Annotated in this window: 17 protein-coding genes; 11 read left to right on the forward strand and 6 right to left on the reverse strand. The window is 70.7% G+C overall.

Annotated features, from left to right (window positions below; all coding sequences use genetic code 11):
• Positions 1-67 precede the first annotated feature (67 nt).
• The 5 genes from ABIA71_RS02785 to ABIA71_RS02805 all read left to right on the forward strand — a co-directional run bounded on the left by ABIA71_RS02785 (position 68) and on the right by ABIA71_RS02805 (position 5,169).
• A complete protein-coding gene (locus ABIA71_RS02785) occupies positions 68-277 on the forward strand; it encodes a DUF1656 domain-containing protein (protein WP_017354740.1) in 210 nt (69 codons plus the stop codon).
• Positions 274-1,182: an efflux RND transporter periplasmic adaptor subunit gene (locus ABIA71_RS02790; RefSeq protein WP_181393976.1), complete on the forward strand. Its 909-nt coding sequence runs from the start codon at positions 274-276 to the stop codon at positions 1,180-1,182. Before ABIA71_RS02785 ends, ABIA71_RS02790 begins: the two co-directional genes overlap by 4 nt.
• A complete protein-coding gene (locus ABIA71_RS02795) occupies positions 1,179-2,636 on the forward strand; it encodes an efflux transporter outer membrane subunit (RefSeq protein ID WP_354282952.1) in 1,458 nt (485 codons plus the stop codon). The genes ABIA71_RS02790 and ABIA71_RS02795 overlap by 4 nt, the downstream gene beginning before the upstream one ends.
• A gap of 4 nt (positions 2,637-2,640) precedes the next feature.
• On the forward strand, positions 2,641-4,689 hold the full coding sequence (locus tag ABIA71_RS02800) for an FUSC family protein (RefSeq protein WP_354282954.1): 2,049 nt from the start codon (positions 2,641-2,643) through the stop codon (positions 4,687-4,689).
• Positions 4,690-4,773: 84 nt separating this feature from the next.
• Positions 4,774-5,169 carry a hypothetical protein gene (locus tag ABIA71_RS02805; protein WP_354282956.1) on the forward strand — a complete coding sequence of 132 codons (396 nt, stop codon included), beginning with the start codon at positions 4,774-4,776 and terminating at the stop codon, positions 5,167-5,169.
• A gap of 13 nt (positions 5,170-5,182) precedes the next feature.
• Here the strand turns inward: ABIA71_RS02805 and recD are convergent, their stop codons facing one another.
• Genes recD through recC form a run of 3 tightly spaced genes read right to left on the reverse strand, consistent with a single transcriptional unit; the run spans position 5,183 to position 14,090 of the window.
• A complete protein-coding gene (recD, locus tag ABIA71_RS02810; protein WP_354282958.1) occupies positions 5,183-7,096 on the reverse strand; it encodes an exodeoxyribonuclease V subunit alpha in 1,914 nt (637 codons plus the stop codon).
• On the reverse strand, positions 7,093-10,746 hold the full coding sequence (recB, locus tag ABIA71_RS02815) for an exodeoxyribonuclease V subunit beta (protein WP_354282960.1): 3,654 nt from the start codon (positions 10,744-10,746) through the stop codon (positions 7,093-7,095). Before recB ends, recD begins: the two co-directional genes overlap by 4 nt.
• The gene (recC, locus tag ABIA71_RS02820; protein ID WP_354282962.1) at positions 10,743-14,090 is read right to left on the reverse strand and encodes an exodeoxyribonuclease V subunit gamma; all 3,348 of its coding nucleotides are present in this window, start codon (positions 14,088-14,090) and stop codon (positions 10,743-10,745) included. The genes recB and recC overlap by 4 nt, the downstream gene beginning before the upstream one ends.
• Before the next feature lie 213 nt (positions 14,091-14,303).
• On the opposite strand from recC, the gene ABIA71_RS02825 reads away from it, so the two are divergent.
• The 6 genes from ABIA71_RS02825 to ABIA71_RS02850 all read left to right on the forward strand — a co-directional run bounded on the left by ABIA71_RS02825 (position 14,304) and on the right by ABIA71_RS02850 (position 18,399).
• Positions 14,304-15,092 carry an ABC transporter ATP-binding protein gene (locus tag ABIA71_RS02825; RefSeq protein WP_354282964.1) on the forward strand — a complete coding sequence of 263 codons (789 nt, stop codon included), beginning with the start codon at positions 14,304-14,306 and terminating at the stop codon, positions 15,090-15,092.
• Positions 15,092-15,841 (forward strand): MlaE family lipid ABC transporter permease subunit, encoded by a 750-nt coding sequence (locus ABIA71_RS02830; protein ID WP_128095231.1) that lies wholly within the window; start codon positions 15,092-15,094, stop codon positions 15,839-15,841. The genes ABIA71_RS02825 and ABIA71_RS02830 overlap by 1 nt, the downstream gene beginning before the upstream one ends.
• A gap of 64 nt (positions 15,842-15,905) precedes the next feature.
• The gene (gene mlaD, locus ABIA71_RS02835; RefSeq protein ID WP_038691593.1) at positions 15,906-16,433 is read left to right on the forward strand and encodes an outer membrane lipid asymmetry maintenance protein MlaD; all 528 of its coding nucleotides are present in this window, start codon (positions 15,906-15,908) and stop codon (positions 16,431-16,433) included.
• A complete protein-coding gene (locus ABIA71_RS02840) occupies positions 16,430-17,092 on the forward strand; it encodes an MlaC/ttg2D family ABC transporter substrate-binding protein (RefSeq protein ID WP_354282967.1) in 663 nt (220 codons plus the stop codon). Before mlaD ends, ABIA71_RS02840 begins: the two co-directional genes overlap by 4 nt.
• Positions 17,082-17,393 carry an STAS domain-containing protein gene (locus ABIA71_RS02845; RefSeq protein ID WP_354282969.1) on the forward strand — a complete coding sequence of 104 codons (312 nt, stop codon included), beginning with the start codon at positions 17,082-17,084 and terminating at the stop codon, positions 17,391-17,393. The genes ABIA71_RS02840 and ABIA71_RS02845 overlap by 11 nt, the downstream gene beginning before the upstream one ends.
• A 1-nt stretch (position 17,394) precedes the next feature.
• On the forward strand, positions 17,395-18,399 hold the full coding sequence (locus ABIA71_RS02850; protein ID WP_354282971.1) for an MlaA family lipoprotein: 1,005 nt from the start codon (positions 17,395-17,397) through the stop codon (positions 18,397-18,399).
• 99 nt (positions 18,400-18,498) lie between these two features.
• On the opposite strand, the gene ABIA71_RS02855 is transcribed toward ABIA71_RS02850, so the two are convergent.
• The 3 genes from ABIA71_RS02855 to ABIA71_RS02865 all read right to left on the reverse strand — a co-directional run bounded on the left by ABIA71_RS02855 (position 18,499) and on the right by ABIA71_RS02865 (position 21,152).
• Positions 18,499-19,059, reverse strand: a complete 561-nt coding sequence (locus tag ABIA71_RS02855) for a glutathione peroxidase (protein WP_354282973.1) — start codon at positions 19,057-19,059, stop codon at positions 18,499-18,501.
• A 57-nt stretch (positions 19,060-19,116) separates the two neighbouring features.
• Positions 19,117-19,494 (reverse strand): hypothetical protein, encoded by a 378-nt coding sequence (locus ABIA71_RS02860; protein WP_354282975.1) that lies wholly within the window; start codon positions 19,492-19,494, stop codon positions 19,117-19,119.
• 74 nt (positions 19,495-19,568) lie between these two features.
• Positions 19,569-21,152: a DNA recombination protein RmuC gene (locus ABIA71_RS02865; protein ID WP_354282977.1), complete on the reverse strand. Its 1,584-nt coding sequence runs from the start codon at positions 21,150-21,152 to the stop codon at positions 19,569-19,571.
• Between the last annotated feature and the right edge of the window lie 99 nt (positions 21,153-21,251).

Below are 21,251 nucleotides of genomic sequence, written 5' to 3' on the forward strand. Positions count from 1 at the left end.
CCGCCCGGTGTCGTGCTGCGACGCCGGGCGTTCCCCTTTCCGCTCCCCCAGTGAACCCTTTGCCTCGATGTACGGTGAATTCAGTCTCTATGGTGTGTTCGTCCCGACCCTGCTCGGGCTGATGCTGCTGGCCTACCTGCTCAAGAGCGGGTTGCGCCTGGTCCTGCAGCGCACCGGCGCCTACCGCCACATCTGGCACCCCGCCCTGTTCAACCTGGCCGTGTACGTGATCGTGCTCGGCGGGTTGTTTTCCCTGATGCGTTGGATGCAATCGTGAACAAGATCCTCAAGCAGACATTCCCGGTCGTGTTGACCGTCGTGGCGGTGCTCGTCGCCGTGCTGGTGCTGCGCCACCTGTGGGCGTACTACATGGACGAGCCGTGGACGCGCGATGCGCACGTCAGCGCCGACGTGGTGCAGGTGGCACCGGACGTGTCCGGGCTGGTGGAGGCGGTGAAGGTGGCCGACAACCAGCCGGTGAAGCGTGGCGAGGTGCTGTTCGTGGTGGACCGGGCCCGTTACCAGATCGCGCTGGAGCAGGCCCAGGCCGCACTCGGCGAACGCCGCGCCACGCTGGAGCAGCTGCGCCGCGAGATCGCCCGCGACCGCAGCCTGTCCGACCTGGTCGCCGCCGAGGATGCCGAAGTGCGCCGGGCCAAGCTGCAGGCCGCGCAGGCCTCGATGGCCACCGCGCAGGCCGCCGTGGACCTGGCCCGGCTCAACCTGGCCCGCACCGAGGTGCGCAGCCCCAGCGATGGCCACGTCAACGACCGCACCGTGCGCGCCGGCGACTACGTCACAGCCGGGCGCCCGGTCATCGCGGTGCTCGACACCGGCTCGTTCCGGGTCGATGGCTACTTCGAGGAGACCCGCCTGCGCGGCGTGCATGCCGGGCAGAAGGTGGACATCCGCCTGATGGGCGAGGCGCAGCCGCTGCAAGGCCACGTGCAGAGCATCGCCGCCGGCATCGAGGACCGCTACCGCAGCGAGGGCAGCAGCCTGCTGCCCAACGTGACCCCGGCCTTCGACTGGGTGCGGCTGGCCCAGCGCATCCCGGTGCGCATCCATATCGACCACATCCCGGCCGGTGTGTCCCTGATTGCCGGGCGCACGGCCACCGTCACCATCCAGCCCGATGCGGCCCAGCCGGCGCCGGCACGACCGGCACAGGCGGCGTTGTGAGCCGCCCTGCCCTGCACCGCAGCGCACTGGGGCTGGCGCTGACCACGCTGGCGGCGTGCACGACCGTGGGCCCGGACTACGCCGTGCCCGCAGGCGCGGCGTTCCAGCGGCCGGAAGCGAATGCCGCCTTCATCGACACCGGCAACCCGCAGGTGGCCGCCGGCGCCGAGCTGCCCGCGCGCTGGTGGGAGCTGTACCAGGACGACACCCTCAACGCACTGGTGCAGCAGGCGCTGCGCGACAACGTGGAACTGAAGGTGGCCGATGCCAACCTGCGCCGTGCCGCCGCCGTGTACGAGCAGGCGCTGGATGCCGGTGGCTTCGAGTACGAGGCCGAGGCCGGGGTGAGCCGCGCGCAGCTGTCGGCCGAGTCGTTCCTGCTCGAACACGAACTGCCGCCGATCAACCTGGCCGACGGCAAGTTCGCGGTGTCCTACCAGTTCGATCTGTTCGGCAAGCTCAAGCGCGCCTCCGAGGCCGCGCATGCCGACGAACAGAGCGTGGCCGCCGCGCTCGATCTGGCCCGCGTGTCGCTGGTGGCCCAGGTGGCCGGCAGCTACGTGGAGATCTGCCACGCCAACCATGAGCTGCACGTGGCCGAGCACTCGCTGCAACTGCAGCAGCGCAGCCGCGAGGTCACCCAGCGGCTGATCAACGCCGGCCGTGGTACCCCGCCGGAGCTGGCCCGCGCCAACGCCCAGGTGGCGATGCTGGAGGCTGCGCTGCCGCCGCTGCATGCGCACCGCCAGGCCGCCGAATACCAGCTGGCCGCCCTGCTCGGCCGCACGCCGGGGCAGCTGCCCGACGGCGTGGCCGACTGCAGCCAGGCCCCGACCCTGGCCCAGCCGCTGCCGGTGGGCGATGGCCGCGCGCTGCTGGCGCGCCGCCCCGACGTGCGCCAGGCCGAACGCCGGCTGGCCGCGGCCACCGCGCGGATCGGCGTGGCCACCGCCGAGCTGTACCCGGACATCCGCCTGGGTGCCTCGGTCGGCGCGGCCGGGCTGCTCGAAGATTTCGGCCAGCCGCTGACCCAGCAGTGGTCGATCGGCCCGCTGATCTCCTGGACGCTGCCGTCCTCGGGCACGCATGCGCGCATCCACGCTACCGAGGCCGGGGCCGACGCGGCGCTGGCCGAGTTCGACCACGCCGTGCTGCAGGCGCTGCGCGAAACCCAGACCGCGCTGAGCCGCTATGCGCAGGACCTGCAGCGGTTGCAGTCGCTGCAGCTGGCCCAGCAGCAGGCCGCGCTGGCAGCCAGCCAGAACCGCCGCCTGTACCAGGGCGGGCGCACCCCGTACCTGTCCAGCCTGGATGCCGACCGCACGCTGGTGTCGGCCGATGCCACCCTGGCCGACGCGCAGGCGCAGGTATCGCGCGACCAGATCCAGCTGTTCCTGGCGCTCGGCGGCGGCTGGAATGCCGACGCCGTGGCCCCGCGCACGGCCACGAGGTAACCCCATGTTGCTGCTGGACCGCCAGGCGTGGCTGTTTTCGGTCAAGACCTTCCTGGCCGCGCTGGCCGCGCTGTACATCGGCCTGGCCGGCAACCTGTCGCGCCCGTACTGGGCGATGGCCACCGTGTACATCGTGACCCAGCCGATGCTCGGCCCCACCCGCGCCAAGGGCGTGTACCGCATCCTGGGCACGATCATCGCCGGGGCGGCCACGCTGTGGATGCTGCCGCACCTGGTGGAAACCCCGTTCCTGCTCAGCGCGGCGATGTCGCTGTGGCTGTCGGCCTGCCTGTTCATCGCCCTGCTCAACCGCGGCCCGCGCGGCTATGCGTTCCTGCTGGCCGGGTACACCACCGCGTTCATCGGCTTCCCGGCGGTGACCTCGCCGGACACCATCTTCGACACGGTGGTGGCACGCAGCGAGGAGATCATCCTGGGCACGGTGGTGGCGGTACTGTTCGCCTCGCTGTTCTTCCCGACCTCGGTGCAGCCGATGCTGCGCGCGCGGATCGGCAACTGGATGGGCGATGCGGCGCAGTGGTGCCGGCAGATCCTGCTGCGTGGCCAGGCGCACACCCCGCGCAACCGGCTGGCGGCCGACCTGGTGCAGTTCGAGGCACTGATCGAATTCCTGCGCCGCGACGACCCGCGCCATGCCGGGGCGGCGGTGTCGATGCAGCGGCTGCGCGAACGCATGCTGCTGATGCTGCCGGTGCTGTCCTCCATTGCCGACCGGCTGGGCGCGCTGCGCGCCGGCGGACGCGCGCTGCCGCCGGGGCTGGAACCGCTGGTGGCCGACATCGCCGCATGGCTGGACACGCCCGGCCGTTCCACGGCCAGTGAATATGCCTCGCTGCGCGCGCGCATCCTGGCGCTGAAGCCGGCCGTGGATGGCGAGCTGGACCACTTGCTGCTGGTCACCCTGCTGCTGCGCCTGGAAGAGCTGGTGGACCTGTGGCAGGACTGCACCACCCTGCAGGCGGCGATCGAGGACGGCGACGCCCCGCGCGATACCGCCCACTACCGGATCCGCACCACGCGCAGCGCCGATGCCCGCCACGTGGACTACGGCATGGCGCTGTTCTCGGCGGCCAGCGCCGGGGTGGCCCTGATGACCTACTGCGCACTGTGGATCACGCTCGGTTGGGAAGGCGGTGGCAACGGCGCGATGATGGCCGCGGTGGCCGCCGCATTCTTCGCCGCGCAGGACGATCCGGCGCCGAGCATGCTGTCCTTCCTGCTGTGGGCCATCGTGGCCAGCCTGGTGGCCGGCGTGTACCTGTTCGGCGTGTTCCCCGCCGTGCACGACTTCGGCAGCCTGGCGCTGGTGCTGGCGGTGGTGTTCCTGCCGGTGGGGTTGTTGCTGCACACGCCGAAAAACGCATTGATCGGGCTGCCGCTGATGGTCAACCTGGTGGCGCTGCTCAACGTGCAGAACACCTACAACGCCAACATCCAGAGCTTCATCAATTCCTCGGTGCCCATGTTCATCGGCATCGGCTTTGCGGTGGTGATGACCCGGCTGTTCCGCTCGGTGGGCGCCGAATGGACCGCGCGCCGGCTGGTCCGCCAGGGCTGGGCCACGCTGGCCGAGGCCGCGCAGGGCCGTGGCCAGCAGGACCGCCAGCAGTTCGCCGCGCGCATGCTGGACCTGCTGGGCCTGCTCGCACCGCGCCTGGCTGCCACCCCCGAAGGCAGCGACATCGCCTCGGTGGACATGCTTACCGAAGCGCGGATCGGGCTGAACATCCTGCAGCTGCGGCGCGCCCGGCACGGGCTGCCGCCGACCAGCGTGGAGGCGATCGAGGCGATCCTGGACGAGGTGGCCGCGCACTACCGCGCGCAGGTTGCCCAGCGCCGGCCGCTGCCGGCCCCCGCCGGGTTGCAGGCCAAGCTGGAGGCCTCGCTGCGGCGGGTGCAGACCGTGGACGCCGGCAAGGCCCGCGATGAAGCGCTGATGGGCGTGATGGGGCTGCGTTTTGCGCTGTTCCCGGACGCACCGGTGGTGGACAGCCCTGCTGCTCTATCGCCCGGCCTGCCCGCGCCGCGCTGAACCGGCCAGGTGCGGGCGCGCCAGCCCGCGCCGATCAACGCTATCCTGACGCCTGCATTTCTGCATGGAACAAGGTGATCCTGGATGAGTTACGACATGATGGTGTTCGACCCCGCCGTGGCCCCGCGCGATGCGGCGGCCTTCCTGGAGTGGTACGACGCGCAGACCGAGTGGAGCGAGAAGCACGAGTACGATGACCCGGCCGTCTCGGTGCCGGCGCTGCAGGCATGGTTCGCCGCCATCGTCGAGCACTTCCCGCCGATGAACGGCCCGCTGGCCGATGACGAAGATGACCGTCCCGAAGTGACCGACTACAGCGTCGGCCAGCACGTGATCTATGCTTCGTTCGCCGATTCGGTCGCCGAGAACGCGCATGGCCTGGTGCAGGTGCTGGCCAATGCCCACCAGGTGGGCTTCTTCGACGCCAGCGGCGACGGCGCCATCGTGTTCCCCGACGGCACCGTGGTGATTCCGGAGTAACTCCGGCGCAGCGCTAGAACAGCTGGCCCTGGGCCGGCGTCGGCGCCTGCACCGCAGGTTCGGCTGCGGCTGCATCACGCGATGCAGCCGCGTTGCCGGTCAGCCGCACCGCCAGCCCGGACACGCGGCTGGCATGCCGCTTCAAGGCGGCCTCCAGCACCGGCGCGCTGCCCAGCACATGCAGTGACTGGCGTGCGCGGGTCATGCCGGTATAGAGCAGCTCGCGCGACAACACCCGGTTGTCGCGCCACGGCAGCTGCAACCAGACCTCATCGAATTCGGACCCCTGCGCCTTGTGCACGGTCATCGCGAACGCGCTTTCGTGCGCGGGCAGCGCGCCCGGGTGGAAGCCGCGCGGTTGATCGGGCGTGTCGCCGGGGAACCAGGCGGTGATTGCACCGTGGCGGTCGGCCAGGCAGATGCCGATGTCGCCGTTGAACAGACGATGGCGGTAGCTGTTCTCTGTCACCAGCAGCAGGCGCCCGTGGAAGTACCCCGGCGCCATGCCCGCGCGCGGCACGCCGGCCAGCAACGCTTCGATACGCGCATTGAGCCCGCGCGCGCCTTGCGGTCCTTCGCGCACGGCGGTGAGCAGGCGGATGCGACCGGCGTTGGCCAATGCCTGGCCCGGGTCGACGGCATCGCCGAGCCCGCGCCAGTGCGACAGCAGGTGGTCGCGGTGCTGCTGCAGCGGATCGACCTGGTCTTCGTGGAAGTGCACGCCGGCCAGCTGACCGCCCCGCAGCAGGGCCAGCGCAGTAGCAGGGTCGCCCTCGCGCACGGCATGCGCCAGCGGTGCCAGATCCAATGCATCGGTCTGCCGGTAGCCGCGCTGCAGCTGCACGCGGCGACCGGCGAACTGCGTGGCCGGTGCCAGCGGCTGCAACGCGGCCGGGGCCAGCAGCGTATGCAGCGCTGCATGATCGTCGGCCTGGGTGCCGAGGCCATCGCCGCTGGCGCGCAGGATCGCACTGAGCACATCGCCGGCTTCCACCGACGGCAACTGGTCCGGGTCGCCCAGCAACACCAGCCGGGTGCCGGAGGCGATCGCTTCCACCAGTTTGGTCATCAGCGGCAGGTCGATCATCGAGGCTTCGTCCACCACCACCACGTCGAACGGCAACGGGTTGTCGCCGTGGTGACGGAAGCGCGGCGAATCGGGGATCACCCCGAGCAGCCGGTGCAGGGTGGTGCCGGTGCTGGGCATGGCGTCGCACAGCGCCGGGGCGATGCCCAGCAGGCGCAGCCGCTGCACCGCCAGGCGCAGGCTTTCGGCCATGCGTTCGGCGGCGCGGCCGGTGGGCGCCGCCAGGGCGACCCGCGGCAACGGCTGGTCGGCCTGCACCGCCTGGGCCGCCAGCAGCACCAGCAGCCGCGCGATGGTGGTGGTCTTGCCGGTGCCCGGCCCGCCGGTGACCAGCACCAGTGGATGCTGCATGGCCACGCCTGCCGCGCGGGCCTGGTGGTCGATGCCTTCGCGCGCCTGCGGGAACAGCTGCGCGAACAGCGAAGCCAGCGCGGCGGGATCGGCCTGCCCCGGCGGATGGGTGGCGATGCGCTGCAGGCCGTCGGCCAGGCGGCGCTCGTACTCGCGGTAGCGGCGCAGGTAGAGCAGGCCGTTTTCCAGCACCAGCGGGACCTCGGTTGCCGGTGCGCTGTCGGTGTCGGGTACATCCACCCAGGGCGAGTCGCGCAGCTGCTCCAGCCAGGTGTCGGCGTCGGGCCAGGCGGTGTCGGCCTCGACCAACCGCTGCGGCTGGCGGGGGTCGAGCCCGGCATGCCCCTGCGACACGGCCAGCGAGGCCAGGGCGGCGGCGGCCAGCACCGTATCGGGCGTGTCCGGGTGCAACCGGCGCAGGCTCTGCGCCAGGGCGTGGTCGAGGGTGCGCAGTGTGCCGCCGTTCTTCAGTGCCGCGAGCAGGCTCATGCCTCACCCCGCGCGCGGGCCGCCATGCGCGCCTGGGCGTGCTCGCCGCCGGCGAACAAGGCGTCCAGTGCATCCACCAGGGCCGGGTCGAAGCGGTGCGCATACACGCCGGGGCTGTCGGCGCGGGCGGCATCCAGGCCGCGGCAGAACAGGTAGCGGATGCCGCCCATGTCGCGCGCGTAGTCGTACCGTGCGCCCAGGCGGAAGCGCAGCCAGCGGTGCAGTGCCACCGTGTAGATCAACGCCTGCAGGTCGTATTCGCTGTGCTGCATGGCGCTCTGCAGCCGCACCGGGTCGTAGCCGGGCAGCCGGTTGGATTTGTAGTCGAGCACGTACCAGCGATCGCCGCGCACGTAGGTGAGATCGATCTTGCCGGTCATCAAGCCCTCCAGCTTGCGCCGCGTGCCGAAGCCGCGCCGTTCGCGGACCAGCCCATGCGCGTGCAGCAGGTCGAGCAGCAGCGGCACGGCGGTGGGCTGCATGGCGAAGTGGAACTCGATTTCCGCCCGCCGGTCGGTGGCCGGCAGGTCGTGCAGCGCGCCCCCTTCGGGCAGCGCCACGGTCAGGGTCTGGCCGACCAGGGCGGTCAGCACCGCCACGCCATCGTCGAGGTCTTCGTCGGCATAGCCTTCCTCGCCCAGCGAGGTGCGCAGCACGTCCGCCTCGTCATCGGGTGCCGGTTGCCCGGCCTGCCAGTGCGCCCAGCGCGCGAAGTCGGTGTTCTCCAGCGCGTCGTGCAGCACGTTGCCGAAGCGGCTGCCCATGAAGCGGGGGTCGACCTCGTCGTCGCGCTGTGGCACGGCCTGCGCGGTATCCAGGGTGAGATCCTCGCCGCTGGGTTCGTCGGCGGCGGGCGCCGGAACCTCGGTGGCGGCGGCATCGGTGTCGTGGCCGGCGTCGGCATGCGCCAGCTGGGTGAAGCTGTACACCCACCAGTCGTGCGGGATGCGCCGGGTCAGCGCGCGCACCGGCGGCAGGTCGCCGTCGCGTTCGGTGGCCAGCTGCGCCGGGCGCGGTTCCAACGGGGCCTGGATCACGGCGATGTCCGGATGCGCGCGCAGCGCGTCCAGGTCGGACAGCATCGGCGCCAGCCGGGTTTTCGCGGTGCCGGCCAGGTCGCCCGCGGCAATCCACAGCGCATGCTCGGCGCGGGTCAGGCCCACGTACAACAGGCGCGCGTCTTCGGCTTCCTGCTCCTGCGCGCGGCGCGTGCTGGCCGCGCTCCAGGCCTCGTCCTTGTCCAGCTTCCAGTGCAGCTCGCGGCGCGCGTTGGCATGCACGGTGCAGTGGGTGTCGGTATTGGGCGCGCTGCCGCCGATGCCCACGAACGGCAGGAACACCAGCGGATATTCCAGGCCCTTGCTCTTGTGCAGGGTGATGATCTGTACGCGGCGTGCGTCCGACTCCAGCCGCAGCAGCTGCGCCTCGTCGTTCTGGTCGGCGTGGGCCATCTGCACCTGCAGCCAGTCCAGCAGGCCATGCATGCCCAGCGTCTGCGCCGCGGCCTGCTGCAGCAGTTCGCCCAGCTGCAGGTAGTTGGTGAGGCGGCGTTCGCCGTCGATCAGGCCAAGCAGGCGCTCGGCGTGCTCGGCGCACAGGTCGGCGATCACCGCGAACGGGCCCCCGCGCTGCCAGCGTTCGCGCCATAGCAGCAGGCGGACCTGGAAACTGCGTTGCGCGTCGCCCTCGCGTTCCAGCGCGTCGATGGCAGCGGCATCTTCGCCCAGCAGCACGGTGGACAACGCTGCGCGCAGGCGGCCTTCGTCGGCCGGTTGCAGCAGGGCCAGCAACAGCACGCGCAGGTCCTGCGCCTCGGGCGTGGCATACAGGCTCTGCTTGCCGGCGGCGACGGCGGGAATGCCCACCGCGCTCAACGCCTGCTGGATGCGCGTGGCTTCTTTGTGCGAGCGCACCAGCACGGCGATGTCGCCGGGCTGCAGCGGCTGCCCGCGCAGCAGCGCGCGGCCCTGGCGGGCTTCGCTGAGCAACTGGTGGATGGCCGCCACGCACGCATCGCTGGCCTGTTGCCGCGAGGCATCGGCCTTGAGCGCGCCGCCGTCGGGATTGTCCAGCAGGCGCAGGGTCAGGCCGGGCGCGGGTACGCCATCGCGCAGGAAATCGGTGTCCAGGCGGGTGCTGCCCGGGTACACCGGCTCGAAGCGGATGTCGGTTTCCAGGAAGGCCGTGTCGCCGGCGTTGGCATACAGCGCCTGGATGGCGTGCAGCACGGCCGGCCGCGAGCGGAAGTTGCGGTCCAGCGGCGGCGCCGGATCGGCCTGGTGCTTGGCCTTCAGGTAGGTGTGGATATCACCGCCGCGGAAGCCGTAGATGGCCTGCTTGGGGTCGCCGATCAGGAACAGCGCCGGGGTCAGGCCCGCCGCGCGGGTTTCCTCCGAATCGCCGAACACGCGCTGGAAGATGCTCCACTGGCGGTCATCGGTGTCCTGGAACTCGTCCACCAGGGCGATCGCGTACTGCGCGCGCAGCTGTTGCACCAGCACGTTGCGGTGCGGCCCATCGAGCGCATCGGCAACGCCGTCGATCAGGTCGTCATAGGTCTGTACGCGGCCGACCCGCTTGAGCTCGGCCAGGCGTGCGCGGGCCTGGTCGCGCAGCGCGTGCAGGAAGGCGATGGCCTGGCCGCGCTGCCACTGCGCCAGCGCATCGGTGGCAGCCAGGTACAGCGCCAGTGCGTGCTGCAGCGGTGAGTGCGGCGTCTTGCCGGCGTGCGCCTTGTTGGTGCGCGCGCTGAGTTCTTCCGGGGTCAGCCGACGCAGCCGCTCCGGATCGGCGTCCAGCGGCGCGTCCGGAGCGTCCGCCCCGGCCCAGCGGTGCAGCTGCACGCTCAGCGGCTCCAGCCAGGCCAGCTTGTAGCTGTTGCCATTGAGTACCTTGGCCTCGACTGCGGCACAGACCTCGCCCATGAAGGCGTCGCCGTGCTGGCGGTAGGCGTCGGCGAACTGGCGTGCGGCCAGCGCATGCGCCGGGCGTGGATCGTCGTTCAACCCGGCGGGCACCGGCGGCAGCAACGGCAACGGCTTGATCAGCGTTGCCAGGTCGCCGGCCAGCGCCTCGGGGCTGGACCACAACCGGGTCAGTGCGTCGACAGTGGCCGCATCGTTGGCATGGACCCGCCACAGGTCGGCGGCCAGTTCGTCGTGCAGCGCGCGTTCGCTGGGCAACAGCGTCGGCGGGTCGAAGGTGTGCCCGCTTTCCAGCGCGTGCTCGCGCAGCACCCGCGTGCAGAAGCCATGGATGGTGAAGATGGACGCCAGGTCGATTTCATCGGCGGCGGTCTGCAGCCGGCGTGCCAGCGCGGCCGGAGTTTCCTCGCCCAGCGCCAGCTGGCGCTGCAGGATCCACCGGGTCAGCACCACCTCGGGGCTGTCCTCCTCGCCCGGCGCGCGTTCCACCAGCTGCGCGGCCAGGGCCAGGCGTTCGCGGATGCGCTTGCGCAGTTCCTGGGTGGCCGCATCGGTGAAGGTCACCGCCAGGATCTGACCGATGCGCCAGCCCTTTTCCACCACCAGCCGGGTGAACAGGGTGGCCAGGGTGAAGGTTTTTCCGGTGCCGGCACTGGCCTCGATCAGGCGCACGCCGTCCAGCGGCAGCGCCAGGTAGGGGTCATCCAGCAGGTCGGGGGCGGTCATCGCGCAGCACCTTGTTCGTCGAAGCCGGCAAATATCCGGCCTTCGCGCACCGCGGTGAACACCACGAAGCTGTTGTGGAGCAGCTGCCCGTAGCTGTCGGCGCTGGCGAAGGGATCGTGGCCGCGCAGCGCCAGCTGATAGCCGGCACCGCTGGATTCGGCCCAGCTGCGGTCACTGCCATACCAGCGCGCGCGGCCCTCGGCCTCGCGCTTGGCCGGCGGAGCGGTATACAGCGCCCAACCGGTGGACGGCGCATACAACAGCGGCGCGCGCAGCCCCTCGTTGCGCAGCTGCAGCAGCCGCCGCAGCACCTGCTGCGCCTGCTCGGGCGGCAGCGGCGGCAGCACATGCGGGCCCAGGCCTTCTTCGCCACTGTCGTGGAACTGCACCAGGGGTAGCGCGTCGCCGGCGGCATTGGCCAGCAGCCAGTCCAGGCCGTGGCGGATTGCGGCGCGGCCGTTGAGCGGCCCGGGGCGCAGCCGCACGATGCCCTGCGCATGCACGTCGTTGACGCGCCCGTGCAGGCGCACACCCTCGATGTTCACCTCATGGCGGCGGCTGTCGGCCACGCTGCCGGCCTGCCACTGGGCCAACGCCTGCGCGTACGGGCGGGTCTGCACCTGCAGCCCCTCGAACTGGCGCTCGCCCAACGCACCGGACGGCAGCAGCGCACGTGCGCGCAGCCGCGGATACAGCGGCGCGTCGTCCTGGCCCAGGGTGGCGTCGATCACCGCCTGCTGCAGTCGCAGGGTGTCGGTGCCGCGCGCGGCCATCACCAGCGGCTCCACGTCGTCGGCGTCGGCGAGGTCGTCGGGCAGGCGCAGCCCGAGCCGTTGCGACAGGAACTGGCTGGCCGGATCGGTCAGGAAGCGGCGCAGCGCATCCAGGCTGAGTTCGCTCTCGCCTGGCAGCGTGTCGGCTGGCGGCAACGGCTGGTCGAACCAGGCCGCCAACGGGCGCCGCCGCCCGCCCAGCGATCCGGCGGCCGGATGCCACTGCTGGCGATAGCTGAAGCGCCGCGGCTCGTCGCCGCCGCCGAACGCGGCCGGGGCGAACGGCTGCAGCGAGTGGCGCACGGTGAGCTGGCGGGCAGCGGTGGCCGGCACCTGGTGGTACTCGGCCGCCGCATCGATCAATTCGCTGACCAGCACCGAGGGCTCGCGCACGCTGCCGTCGCGTGGGTCGGCACCCAGGTAGCTCAGGTAGAACACGTCCTGCGCCGAAGCGAACAGCTGCAGGAACAGGAAGCGGTCGTCCTCGCGCAGCGAGCGGTCGCCATACCGGCGCTTGTCGGTGCCCAGTTCGGCCGTGAGCTGGTTGAGCCCGGCGGCCGGATCGCGGCGCGGGAAATCGCCGTCGTTGAGGCCCAGCACGCAGATCACCCGGAACGGTAGCAGGCGCATTGGCACCATCCGACCGAAGCTGATGCCGCCGGTGAGCAGCGGCGCGCGGGTGTCGGCCTCGGCCAGGACGCCGGCGAAATGCGCGCGCACCACCTCCGGGGCCACCTCGCCCTGGAACTCGGCCTGGTGGGCGTCGCGGGCGAACTCGTTGATCAGCTTGCGCAGGCGCTCCAGCGCACGCTGGCTGCTGGCGGCCTGCGGGGGCACCGGCAGCAGCGCGTCCAGCAACGCCAGCAGGCGCTGGCGCCAGTGCGACGGCGGCATCGCCTCGCCCAGCACCCGCTGGTAGCGGGCCAGCACCCGCAGCAGGCCCAGCAGGCGATCCAGCGCGTCGAGCGCGCTGCCTTCCAGTTCCGGCCAGGGCGCCACCCCGGCGATATCGCCGTCACTGCCACTGGCATGACCCAGCAGCAGCCGGTCCAGCGCGAACTGCCAGGTAAAGGCATCGTCGCGTGGGGCCTGGTGCTGGTGGCGGTGCTGGGCATCCAGGCCCCAGCGCGCGCCGGCCGCCTGCAGCCAGTCGTGCAGGCGATCAAAGGCGGCCGCATCCAGCCCGGCGGCCTCGGCCAGCGGTGCGCTGGCCAGCAGGTCCAGCACTTCGTTCAACCCGAAGCGCGACACCGGCAGGCCCAGCAGGTGCACGAACACGTCGGCCAGCGGTTCGCCGGCCAGCGGGCTGGTGTCGGCCAGCGCGTAGGGAATATGGTCCTCGCCGCCGCTGCGGCCGCCGAACACCGCTTCCAGGTACGGCACGTAGGGATCGATGTCCGGGGCCAGCACCGCGATGTCGCGGGCCTGCAGCGGCGGGTCGAAGCGCGGGTCCTGCAGCAGCGCACGCAGCTGGTCGTGCAGCACCTGCAGCTCGCGCAGGCGGGTGTGGCAGGCGTGCACCTGCAGGCTGGGGTCGTCATGGCGCAGCCCCTCGCGGCGCGCGCCGGCCGGCTGGCCGCGGCGATGGAACAGGTCGCGCTGCAGCCGGTGCAGCAGGCTGTCGGACAGTCCACCGGCGTCCATGTCCGGGCGCGCGTCGTCTTCGGGATCGTCATAGGCGGCGATCTCGCCGGACGGGTGCACCACTTCATAGCTGCCCAGCACCGCCATGAAGTCGCGGCCTGCCGCGCCCCAGGCCTGCAGCAGGCGGTTCTCGCCGGCCGCTTCACCGAACGGGTCCGGCGCGCCGCTGCGCAGCTTCTCGCCCAGCGTCTGCAGGTCGCCCCAATACGCCTGGGTGGGCGTGGGCAGGTAGAAGTGCATCGTGCCGACCCGGGCCTGGGTGGCCATCACCCGCAGCACGTCGGGGGAGATGTTGAGCGTGGCGAAGGCGAACACCCGCGCCGGCAGGCCCTGCGGCAACGGGCGGCCCGGGCCTTCGAAGCGCGACAGGTAGGCATCGATGCGGCGCGCGCGGTAGTGGTGGCCGCTGGCGATGTGCCGCCATAGGATCGCCTGCGGGTCCTGCGCGTCGGCCCCGGCCTCCCAGCGCAACAGCCAGTCGCGACGCCAGGCCTGGTACTTCTCGTACACCGCCGCCAGCTCGCCGGCCAACGCCCATGGCTTGAGCGGATCGGCCGCCGACAGGTAGGCCTGCAGCGCCTGCATCGGCGCCTGCGCCAGCACGGCCGGGTCGGTCAGCGCGGCGTACAGCTTCCAGCGCAGCGCCGCCGCGGTGAGGTCGTCGTGCTCGCCGGGCACGTTGGCGTTGAGCGCGCGGGCAACGAACTCACCCGGGGTAAGGAATTCCAGGTTGGCGGCAATGCCATACTCGACCGCCAGGGTGGACTGTAGCCAGCGCCGCATCGCCACCTGCGGGATCAGCACCACCTCCGGCACCAGGACGGACTGGTCCGGTACCGGCTCACGCACGGCCGTGGCCAGCAGCGCAGCCAGCACGTCGAGTGAGTTGGAGTGGTACAGGCGGAAGTCGGACGCAGCATCAGTCATCGCGCCAGTGTGCCGCAGCGGCCGCGCGATCACGAGGGTGGCCGGGGTCGGATCCGCCTCAAAAGCCGGCCATGCCGCGAACCGGCACGGTGTGTTGCGAGCGGCGTCGCAGGCCGGGCGGCAGGGTCGTGCCACAATACTGCACGGTCCAGTTCGGTTATGTTCAGCCGTTCACCACGATCTTACAACGTTGGAATTTTGTTAATGGCGTCCATGACGGCTTCCGAAGAATCGCTGGTGCAGTTGTCCAACGTGCGTATCGATCGCGGCGGTCGCAGCATCCTGCGCGACGTTTCGCTGCAGGTGCCGCGCGGCAGCATCACCGCCGTGCTGGGCCCGTCGGGCAGCGGCAAGTCCACCCTGCTGGCGGCGCTGACCGGCGAACTGCGCCCGGTGGCCGGCACGATCACCCTGTTCGGCCAGCCGATCCCCGAGCGCAGCAGCGCGCTGCGTGAGATGCGCCGCAGCGTGGGCGTGCTGCTGCAGGGCAATGGCCTGCTCACCGACCTGACCGTGGCCGAGAACGTCGCCCTGCCGCTGCGCACCCACACCCGCCTGCCGGCGCCGGTGCTGCGCCGCCTGGTGGACATGAAACTGCACGCGGTGGGCCTGCTGGCCGCCGCCGATGCCTGGCCGCGCGAGTTGTCCGGCGGCATGGCGCGGCGCGTGGCACTGGCCCGTGCGCTGGCGCTGGACCCGCCGCTGATGATCTACGACGAACCGCTGACCGGGCTGGACCCGATCGCCTCGGGGGTGATCATGAGCCTGATCCAGCGCCTCAACCACAGCCTGGGCCTGACCAGCATCATCGTCAGCCACCATGTGCACGAGACCCTGCCGATCTGCGACCAGGTGATCGCCATCGCCAATGGCGGCGTGGTGTTCCAGGGCAGCCCGGCCGACCTGGACGCCAGCCAGGACCCGCTGCTGCGCCAGTTCCTGCACGGCCAGCCCGATGGCCCGATTCCGTTCGATGCCGCGCCGCGCGCGAGGGTTGCCTGATGCCGTTTGTTGACGCCACCCGCTCGCTGGGCCGCGCCGGCCTGTTCTCGCTGACGGTCCTGCGTGGCTCGCTGCCCACCGCCGACTTCCTGGCCGAGCTCACCCGCGAGATCTACAAGGTGGGCGCCCGCTCGTTGCCGATCATCGCCGTGGGCGGTGCCTTCGTCGGCCTGGTGCTGACCCTGCAGGGCTACCGCACGCTGACCACCTTCGGCGCCGCCGATGCGCTGTCCACGCTGCTGGGGCTGTCGCTGTACCGCGAACTGGCTCCGGTGCTGACCGCGCTGCTGTTCATCGGCCGCGCCGGCAGCTCGATCGCCGCCGAACTGGGCCTGATGCGCGCCACCGACCAGATCAAGGCGCTGGAGCTGATGGCCATCGACCCGATCGCCAAGGTGGTGGCGCCGCGCTTCTGGGCGGCGGTGCTCACCGTGCCCCTGCTCACCGGCATCTTCTGCTCGCTGGCGATCAGCGCCAGCTACTTCGAAGCGGTGCACGTGCTGGGCCTGGACAACGGGGTGTTCTGGTCGGCGCTGAGCAACAGCGTGGACTTCTGGGACGACTTCGGCGTGGCAATGCTGAAATCGGCAATCTTCGGCGGTACCGCCGCGCTGGTGGCCTCCTACGTGGGCTTCCACGCCGAACCCACCATCGAAGGCACCTCGGTGGCGACCACCCGCGCGGTGGTCAACGCCTCGCTGCTGGTACTGATGTTCAACTTCGTGCTGTCGGCAATGATGTTCCGCTGAACACCGATCCATGAAACCCGCCCGGGCACGCCTGGGCACCTGACAAACGAACAGTGAGACAACCATGGCCATCCGCGGTCCCAGACTCGAATTTTCCGTCGGCGCATTCCTGCTGCTGGCGCTGGCCTCGCTGCTGGTGCTGGCCGTCGCCTCCACCAACCAGCGCTGGGGCTTCGGCAGCGACGGCTACGAACTGAAGGCGCGTTTCACCCAGATCGGGCAGCTGCGCAAGCAGGCCCCGGTCAAGATCGGCGGCGTGACCGTCGGCCAGGTCGGCGCGATCGAACTGGACCCGCTCAAGTTCGACTCCATCGTCACCCTGAAGCTGGACCCGAAGTTCAAGGATCTGCCGGCCGACACCTCGGCGGGCATATTCACCAGCGGTTTGCTCGGCGAGAGCTATATCGGACTGCAGCCGGGCGGTGACCCGGACGTGCTCAAGTCCGGCGATGAGATCGCCTTCACCCAGCCGGCGGTAGACCTGCTGCAGTTGGTTGGCAAATACATGTTCAGTGGCCCGGCCAACGCCGGTGGCACTGAGTCCCAGGACGCCCACGGCGCTGAAGCGCCTGCAACGGAACCGCAGAAATGACCCGCAAACTGATCCCCGCCCTGCTCGCCTCGGCCCTGCTCGCCAGCCTTCCCTCGCTGGGCTTCGCCCAGGCCGCCCCGGCCCCGGCCGCTGCCGCGCAGAACGACGCCGGCCAGGCCGTGCTGGACGCCAGCACGCGCATCCTGAGCACGCTGCAGCAGCGCCGCAGCGAGTTCCGCGCGAACCCGACGGTGCTGCGCACCTTCATCAACAGCGAGCTCAACAAGACCTTCGACCGTGACTACGCCGCCCGCCTGGTGCTGGGCGTGCACGGCCGCGGTGCCTCCGATGCCGACGTCAAGCTGTTCGCCGATGCCATGGCCGACAACCTGATGCAGCGCTACGGTTCGGCCCTGCTGGAAATCCAGGGCAAGCCGACCTTCCGCCTGAAGGGCCAGTCGCCGCTGCCGGGCAACCGCGGCGTGCGCGTTTCCACCGAGCTGATGCGCGCCGGCAACGAGCCGACCCCGGTCGACTACCTGATGCGCAACGTCAACGGCCAGTGGAAGATCTTCGACGTGATGATCGAAGGCATCTCCTACGTGCAGACCTTCAAGACCCAGTTCGATGCACCGCTGCGCCAGAAGTCGATCCAGCAGGTGGCCACCGAACTGCGCAACGGCACCATGCAGGCTGGTCAGGCGCCCCGTGGCAAGTAACAGCGCCAGCGTGCAGCGCAACGGTACGGCGCTGGTCTTCAGCGGCGTGCTCGACCGCACAGCAGCGACCGCCCTGTGGCCGTCGCTGTCGTCGCTGGAGGGCGTGCGCCAGCTCGACCTGACGGCGGTGACGCGGGTGGACAGCGCCGGGTTGGCGCTGCTGGCCGAACTGGCGGCGCGCCTGCGCGGCCAGGGCAGTGCGCCGGACATCGTGGGCAGCCCCGCCGGTTACACCGAACTCAGCGCCGCCTACCGGCTGGCGCCCACCCTGGATTTCCATGCCCTTTCTGCGGCGAGCTGACATGAACGTCATACGCACCCTCCCCCTGTTGATCCTGGCCCTGGCGCTGAGCGCCTGTGCCGGCAAGCCCGCGCGTGACAGCGCACCGGCCAGCGTTGCCGTGGACACCGCTGCGGCGTCCACGGACGCCGTGCCGGCCGCCCCTGTCGCTGCCGATGCCGATGCAACGGCCGCCAGCGCCAGCCCGCCGGTCGCGGCGGCGTCGGTCGGCACCCCGCCGCCGGCCACCGGCGAGACCGCCCCGACCAACGCCGAAGATGACTTCGCCGCGTTGTACGGCGGCCCGGCACCGAGCGTCGACGGCACCGAGCCCAATCGCGCCACCTACGATCCGTGGGAGCCGCTCAACCGCCGCGTGCACAGCTTCAACAACGTGGTCGACCGCGCCGTCGCCCGTCCGCTGGCCACCGCCTACACCCACGTGGTGCCCCGCTTCGCGCGCACTGGGGTCAGCAACTTCTTCAACAACCTGCGCGCGCCGGTGACCATCACCAACCAGCTGCTGCAGGGCCGTCCGGACGATGCGTGGGACAGCCTGGGCCGGTTCCTGATGAACTCCACGCTGGGCGTGGGCGGGCTGTTCGACCCGGCCAGCAAGGCGCTGGTGCCCAGCCGCAAGGAAGACTTCGGCCAGACCCTGGGTGCCTGGGGCTGGCGCCGTTCGCGCTACGTGGAACTGCCGTTCTTCGGCCCGCGGACCGTGCGTGACGTGTTCGGCCTGGCCGGCGACATGCCGCTCTCGCCGATCCGCACCATCGAGGAAGACAAGGTGCGCATCGGCCTGCAGGGCCTGCAGCTGGTGGACATGCGCTCGCAGTTGCTGGCCATCGACGACATGCGCGACAACGCCGTGGACGAGTACACGCTGGTGCGCGATGCCTGGCTGCAGCGCCGCAACTACCAGATCGAAAACGACCTGCGCGGCAAGCATGCCCGCGGCAAGGACGCCGACGACACCGCCCCGATCCCGATCGATGCGATGCCGATGCCCAACTGGGGCAACTGATCGGACACTAAAAAACCCCGCCTTGGCGGGGTTTTTTAGTGGGCGTGCGCCCGACCACGCAGACCAGGGGCACCGGGCATGGCCCGGCACCCCCGTGGCTCAGGCAGCCAGCGCGGCGTCGATGGCCGCGACCAGGCGGGCGTCGTCGGCCGGCACGTCCGGGGCGAAGCGGGCGATGACCTGGCCGTCGCGGCCGATCAGGAACTTCTCGAAGTTCCACAGCACGCCCGGCGCCGGGTTGACCACCAGCTCCGGGTACTTGGCCACGGCGCCCTGCAGCTTCTCGCGCATCGGGCCTTCGCCGGTGGCGGTCGGCTGTGCGTCGGTCAGCGCGCGGTACAGCGGGTGCACGTCATCGCCGGCCACGCTGATCTTGGCGAACAGCGGGAAGGCCACGTTGTATTCCAGCTGGCAGAACTGCTGGATCTCCGACTCGCTGCCCGGCTCCTGGGCCAGGAAGTTGTTGGCCGGGAAACCCAGCACTTCCAGGCCGGCGTCGTGCTTGGCCGCGTACAGCTGCTGCAGGCCTTCGTACTGCGGGGTCAGGCCGCACTTGGAGGCCACGTTGACCACCAGCAGCACCTTGCCGCGGTAGTCGGCCAGCGACGACGGCTGGCCTTCGATGGTGGTCACGGGGATGTCGTAGACAGTCTGGCTCACTACAGATTCCTTGGGTTGGGACAGGAACGCCACGGGCTCGCCCATGGCGGGAAAGATTCAATCAACGCAGATCGTGCCCACCGCCACGCCACCGTCGATGCGCTGGCGGCAGCCGAAGTTCTGGCTGATGTCGGTCTGGCAGACGCCCCGCGCCTTGGCACCGGGGGCCACCTCGCCCTGGGCCAGGCACTGGCCGGTGCAGTCGGCCTTGGTGCTGCAGGCCTTGCCGGCATCGGCGTAGGGCACCACGCACTGCACGCGTTGCAGCCGGCCCAGCGGCGTGAGCTGGCCACCGGCCTGCTGGCACGCGGCCGCATCCAGGTGTGCCGACGTTGCGGTAGCGGCGCCGTCGGCGGGTCCGGAGGCCTCCGGCGTGGAGGTGGTGGCGCAACCGGCGACGGCCAGCAGCAGGGACAACAACACGGTCAGGCGCATGCGGGTTTTCCTTGAACGATCGACAGGTGCACAGCATGCGCGATCACGTGCATGCGGTGCATGTACGCCAGGTGTCAGTCCTGCGCGCCGCTGCCCTCGTCCAGGCCGCTGTCCTCGTCCTCGCCGCTGGCGTCGTCCAGCAGGTCCTGGCTCTGCTCGGCGGTGAGCGATTCCACCCCGCGCAGGCGGCGCTCGATGGTGCGGGTCTTGCGGCTGGCTTCGCCCAGGCTGCGGCCAACCGTGCTGATCTGCTTTTCGGCCTTTTCCAGGATGCCGGCGAACTTGCCGAACTCGCTCTTGACCGCGCCCAGCAGGCTCCACACCTCGCTGGAACGCTGCTCGATGGCCAGCGTGCGGAAGCCCATCTGCAGGCTGTTGAGCAGGGCGGTGACGGTGGTCGGGCCGGCCACCACCACGCGATGCTCGCGCTGCAGCAGGTCGACCAGGCCGGGGCGGCGGATCACTTCGGCGTACAGGCCTTCGGTGGGCAGGAACATCACCGCGAAATCGGTGGTGTGCGGCGGCACGATGTACTTGTCGCAGATCGACTTGGCCTGGATGCGGATGGCGCGTTCCAACTGCGCGCCCTGCACGCGCACGCCGTCGGCGTCGCCCTGTTCCTGCGCATCGAGCAGGCGCTCGTAATCCTCGCGCGGGAACTTGGAATCGATCGGCAGCCACACCGGCGTGTCCTCGTGGCCACGGCCGGGCAGGCGCACGGCGATGTCGACCATTTCCCCGCTGTCCGGGCGTACCTTCACCCCGCGTGCGTACTGCTCCTGGGTCAGGGTCTGCTCCAGGATGTTGTCCAGCTGCACTTCGCCCCAGCTGCCGCGGTTCTTGACGTTGGTCAGCACGCGCTTGAGGTCGCCCACGCCGGTGGCCAGCTGCTGCATTTCGCCCAGCCCGCGCTGGACCTGCTCCAGGCGGTCGGAGACCAGCTGGAACGAAGCGCCCAGGCGCGCTTCCAGCGTGGTCTGCAGCTTCTCGTCCACGGTGACGCGCATCTGGTCGAGCTTTTCGGCGTTGTCGGTCTGCAGGCTCTTGAGCTGCTGCTCCAGCGTGGCGCGCATCTCGCCGATGCGCGCCTCGTTGCGCTGGGTCATCTCCTGCAGGCGCAGGCCCAGCGATTCGGCCAGGCGCTGCTGGGACTGCGCGGTTTCCTCGCGGCCCTTGCGGGCGTCTTCGCCCAGGGCCTGGCGCAGCGCGACCATGTGGCTGTCGGTGCGCGTGGTCAGGTCTACCAGCTGCTGGCCGAAGGCCTCGATGCGGGCCTGCTGCTGCTGGCCGAACACGTCCAGCTGCGCGCGCATGTCGTGCAGGCGCTGGGCCAGCAGTTCGCCGGTGCGCTGCTGGGCCAGCGCGCTCTCTTCGCGCGCCTTGCGCGCGTCTTCGCCCAGCGCATCGCGCAGCAGGTCCAGGCGCTGGTCGGTGCGGGTGGACAGGTCGGTCAGCGCGCGCGCGAAGGATTCCAGCCGCGCGTCCTGCTGCCGGCCCAGGCCTTCCAGCTGCTCGCGCAGTTCGCCGCGGCCCACCCGCGCTTCATCGCGCAGGGCCTGCTCAAGGCCGTCGTGCTGGGAACGCCGCAGCAGGACCAGCAGCTGCAGGACGAGGACGACACAGACAAGGCCGCCAAGGATCAGGAATTCGGTTTGCATGCACGCAAGTGTAGGCTGAGCCGGTCTCATTGGCTGCGTCGGGTGCAGGCGTGGTTCGCACGGCGGGGTCCACGTGCGGGGGTCGCCCGGCACGTGGAC

This window comes from Stenotrophomonas sp. 2619, from assembly GCF_040548725.1.
Lineage (GTDB): Bacteria > Pseudomonadota > Gammaproteobacteria > Xanthomonadales > Xanthomonadaceae > Stenotrophomonas > Stenotrophomonas maltophilia_AP.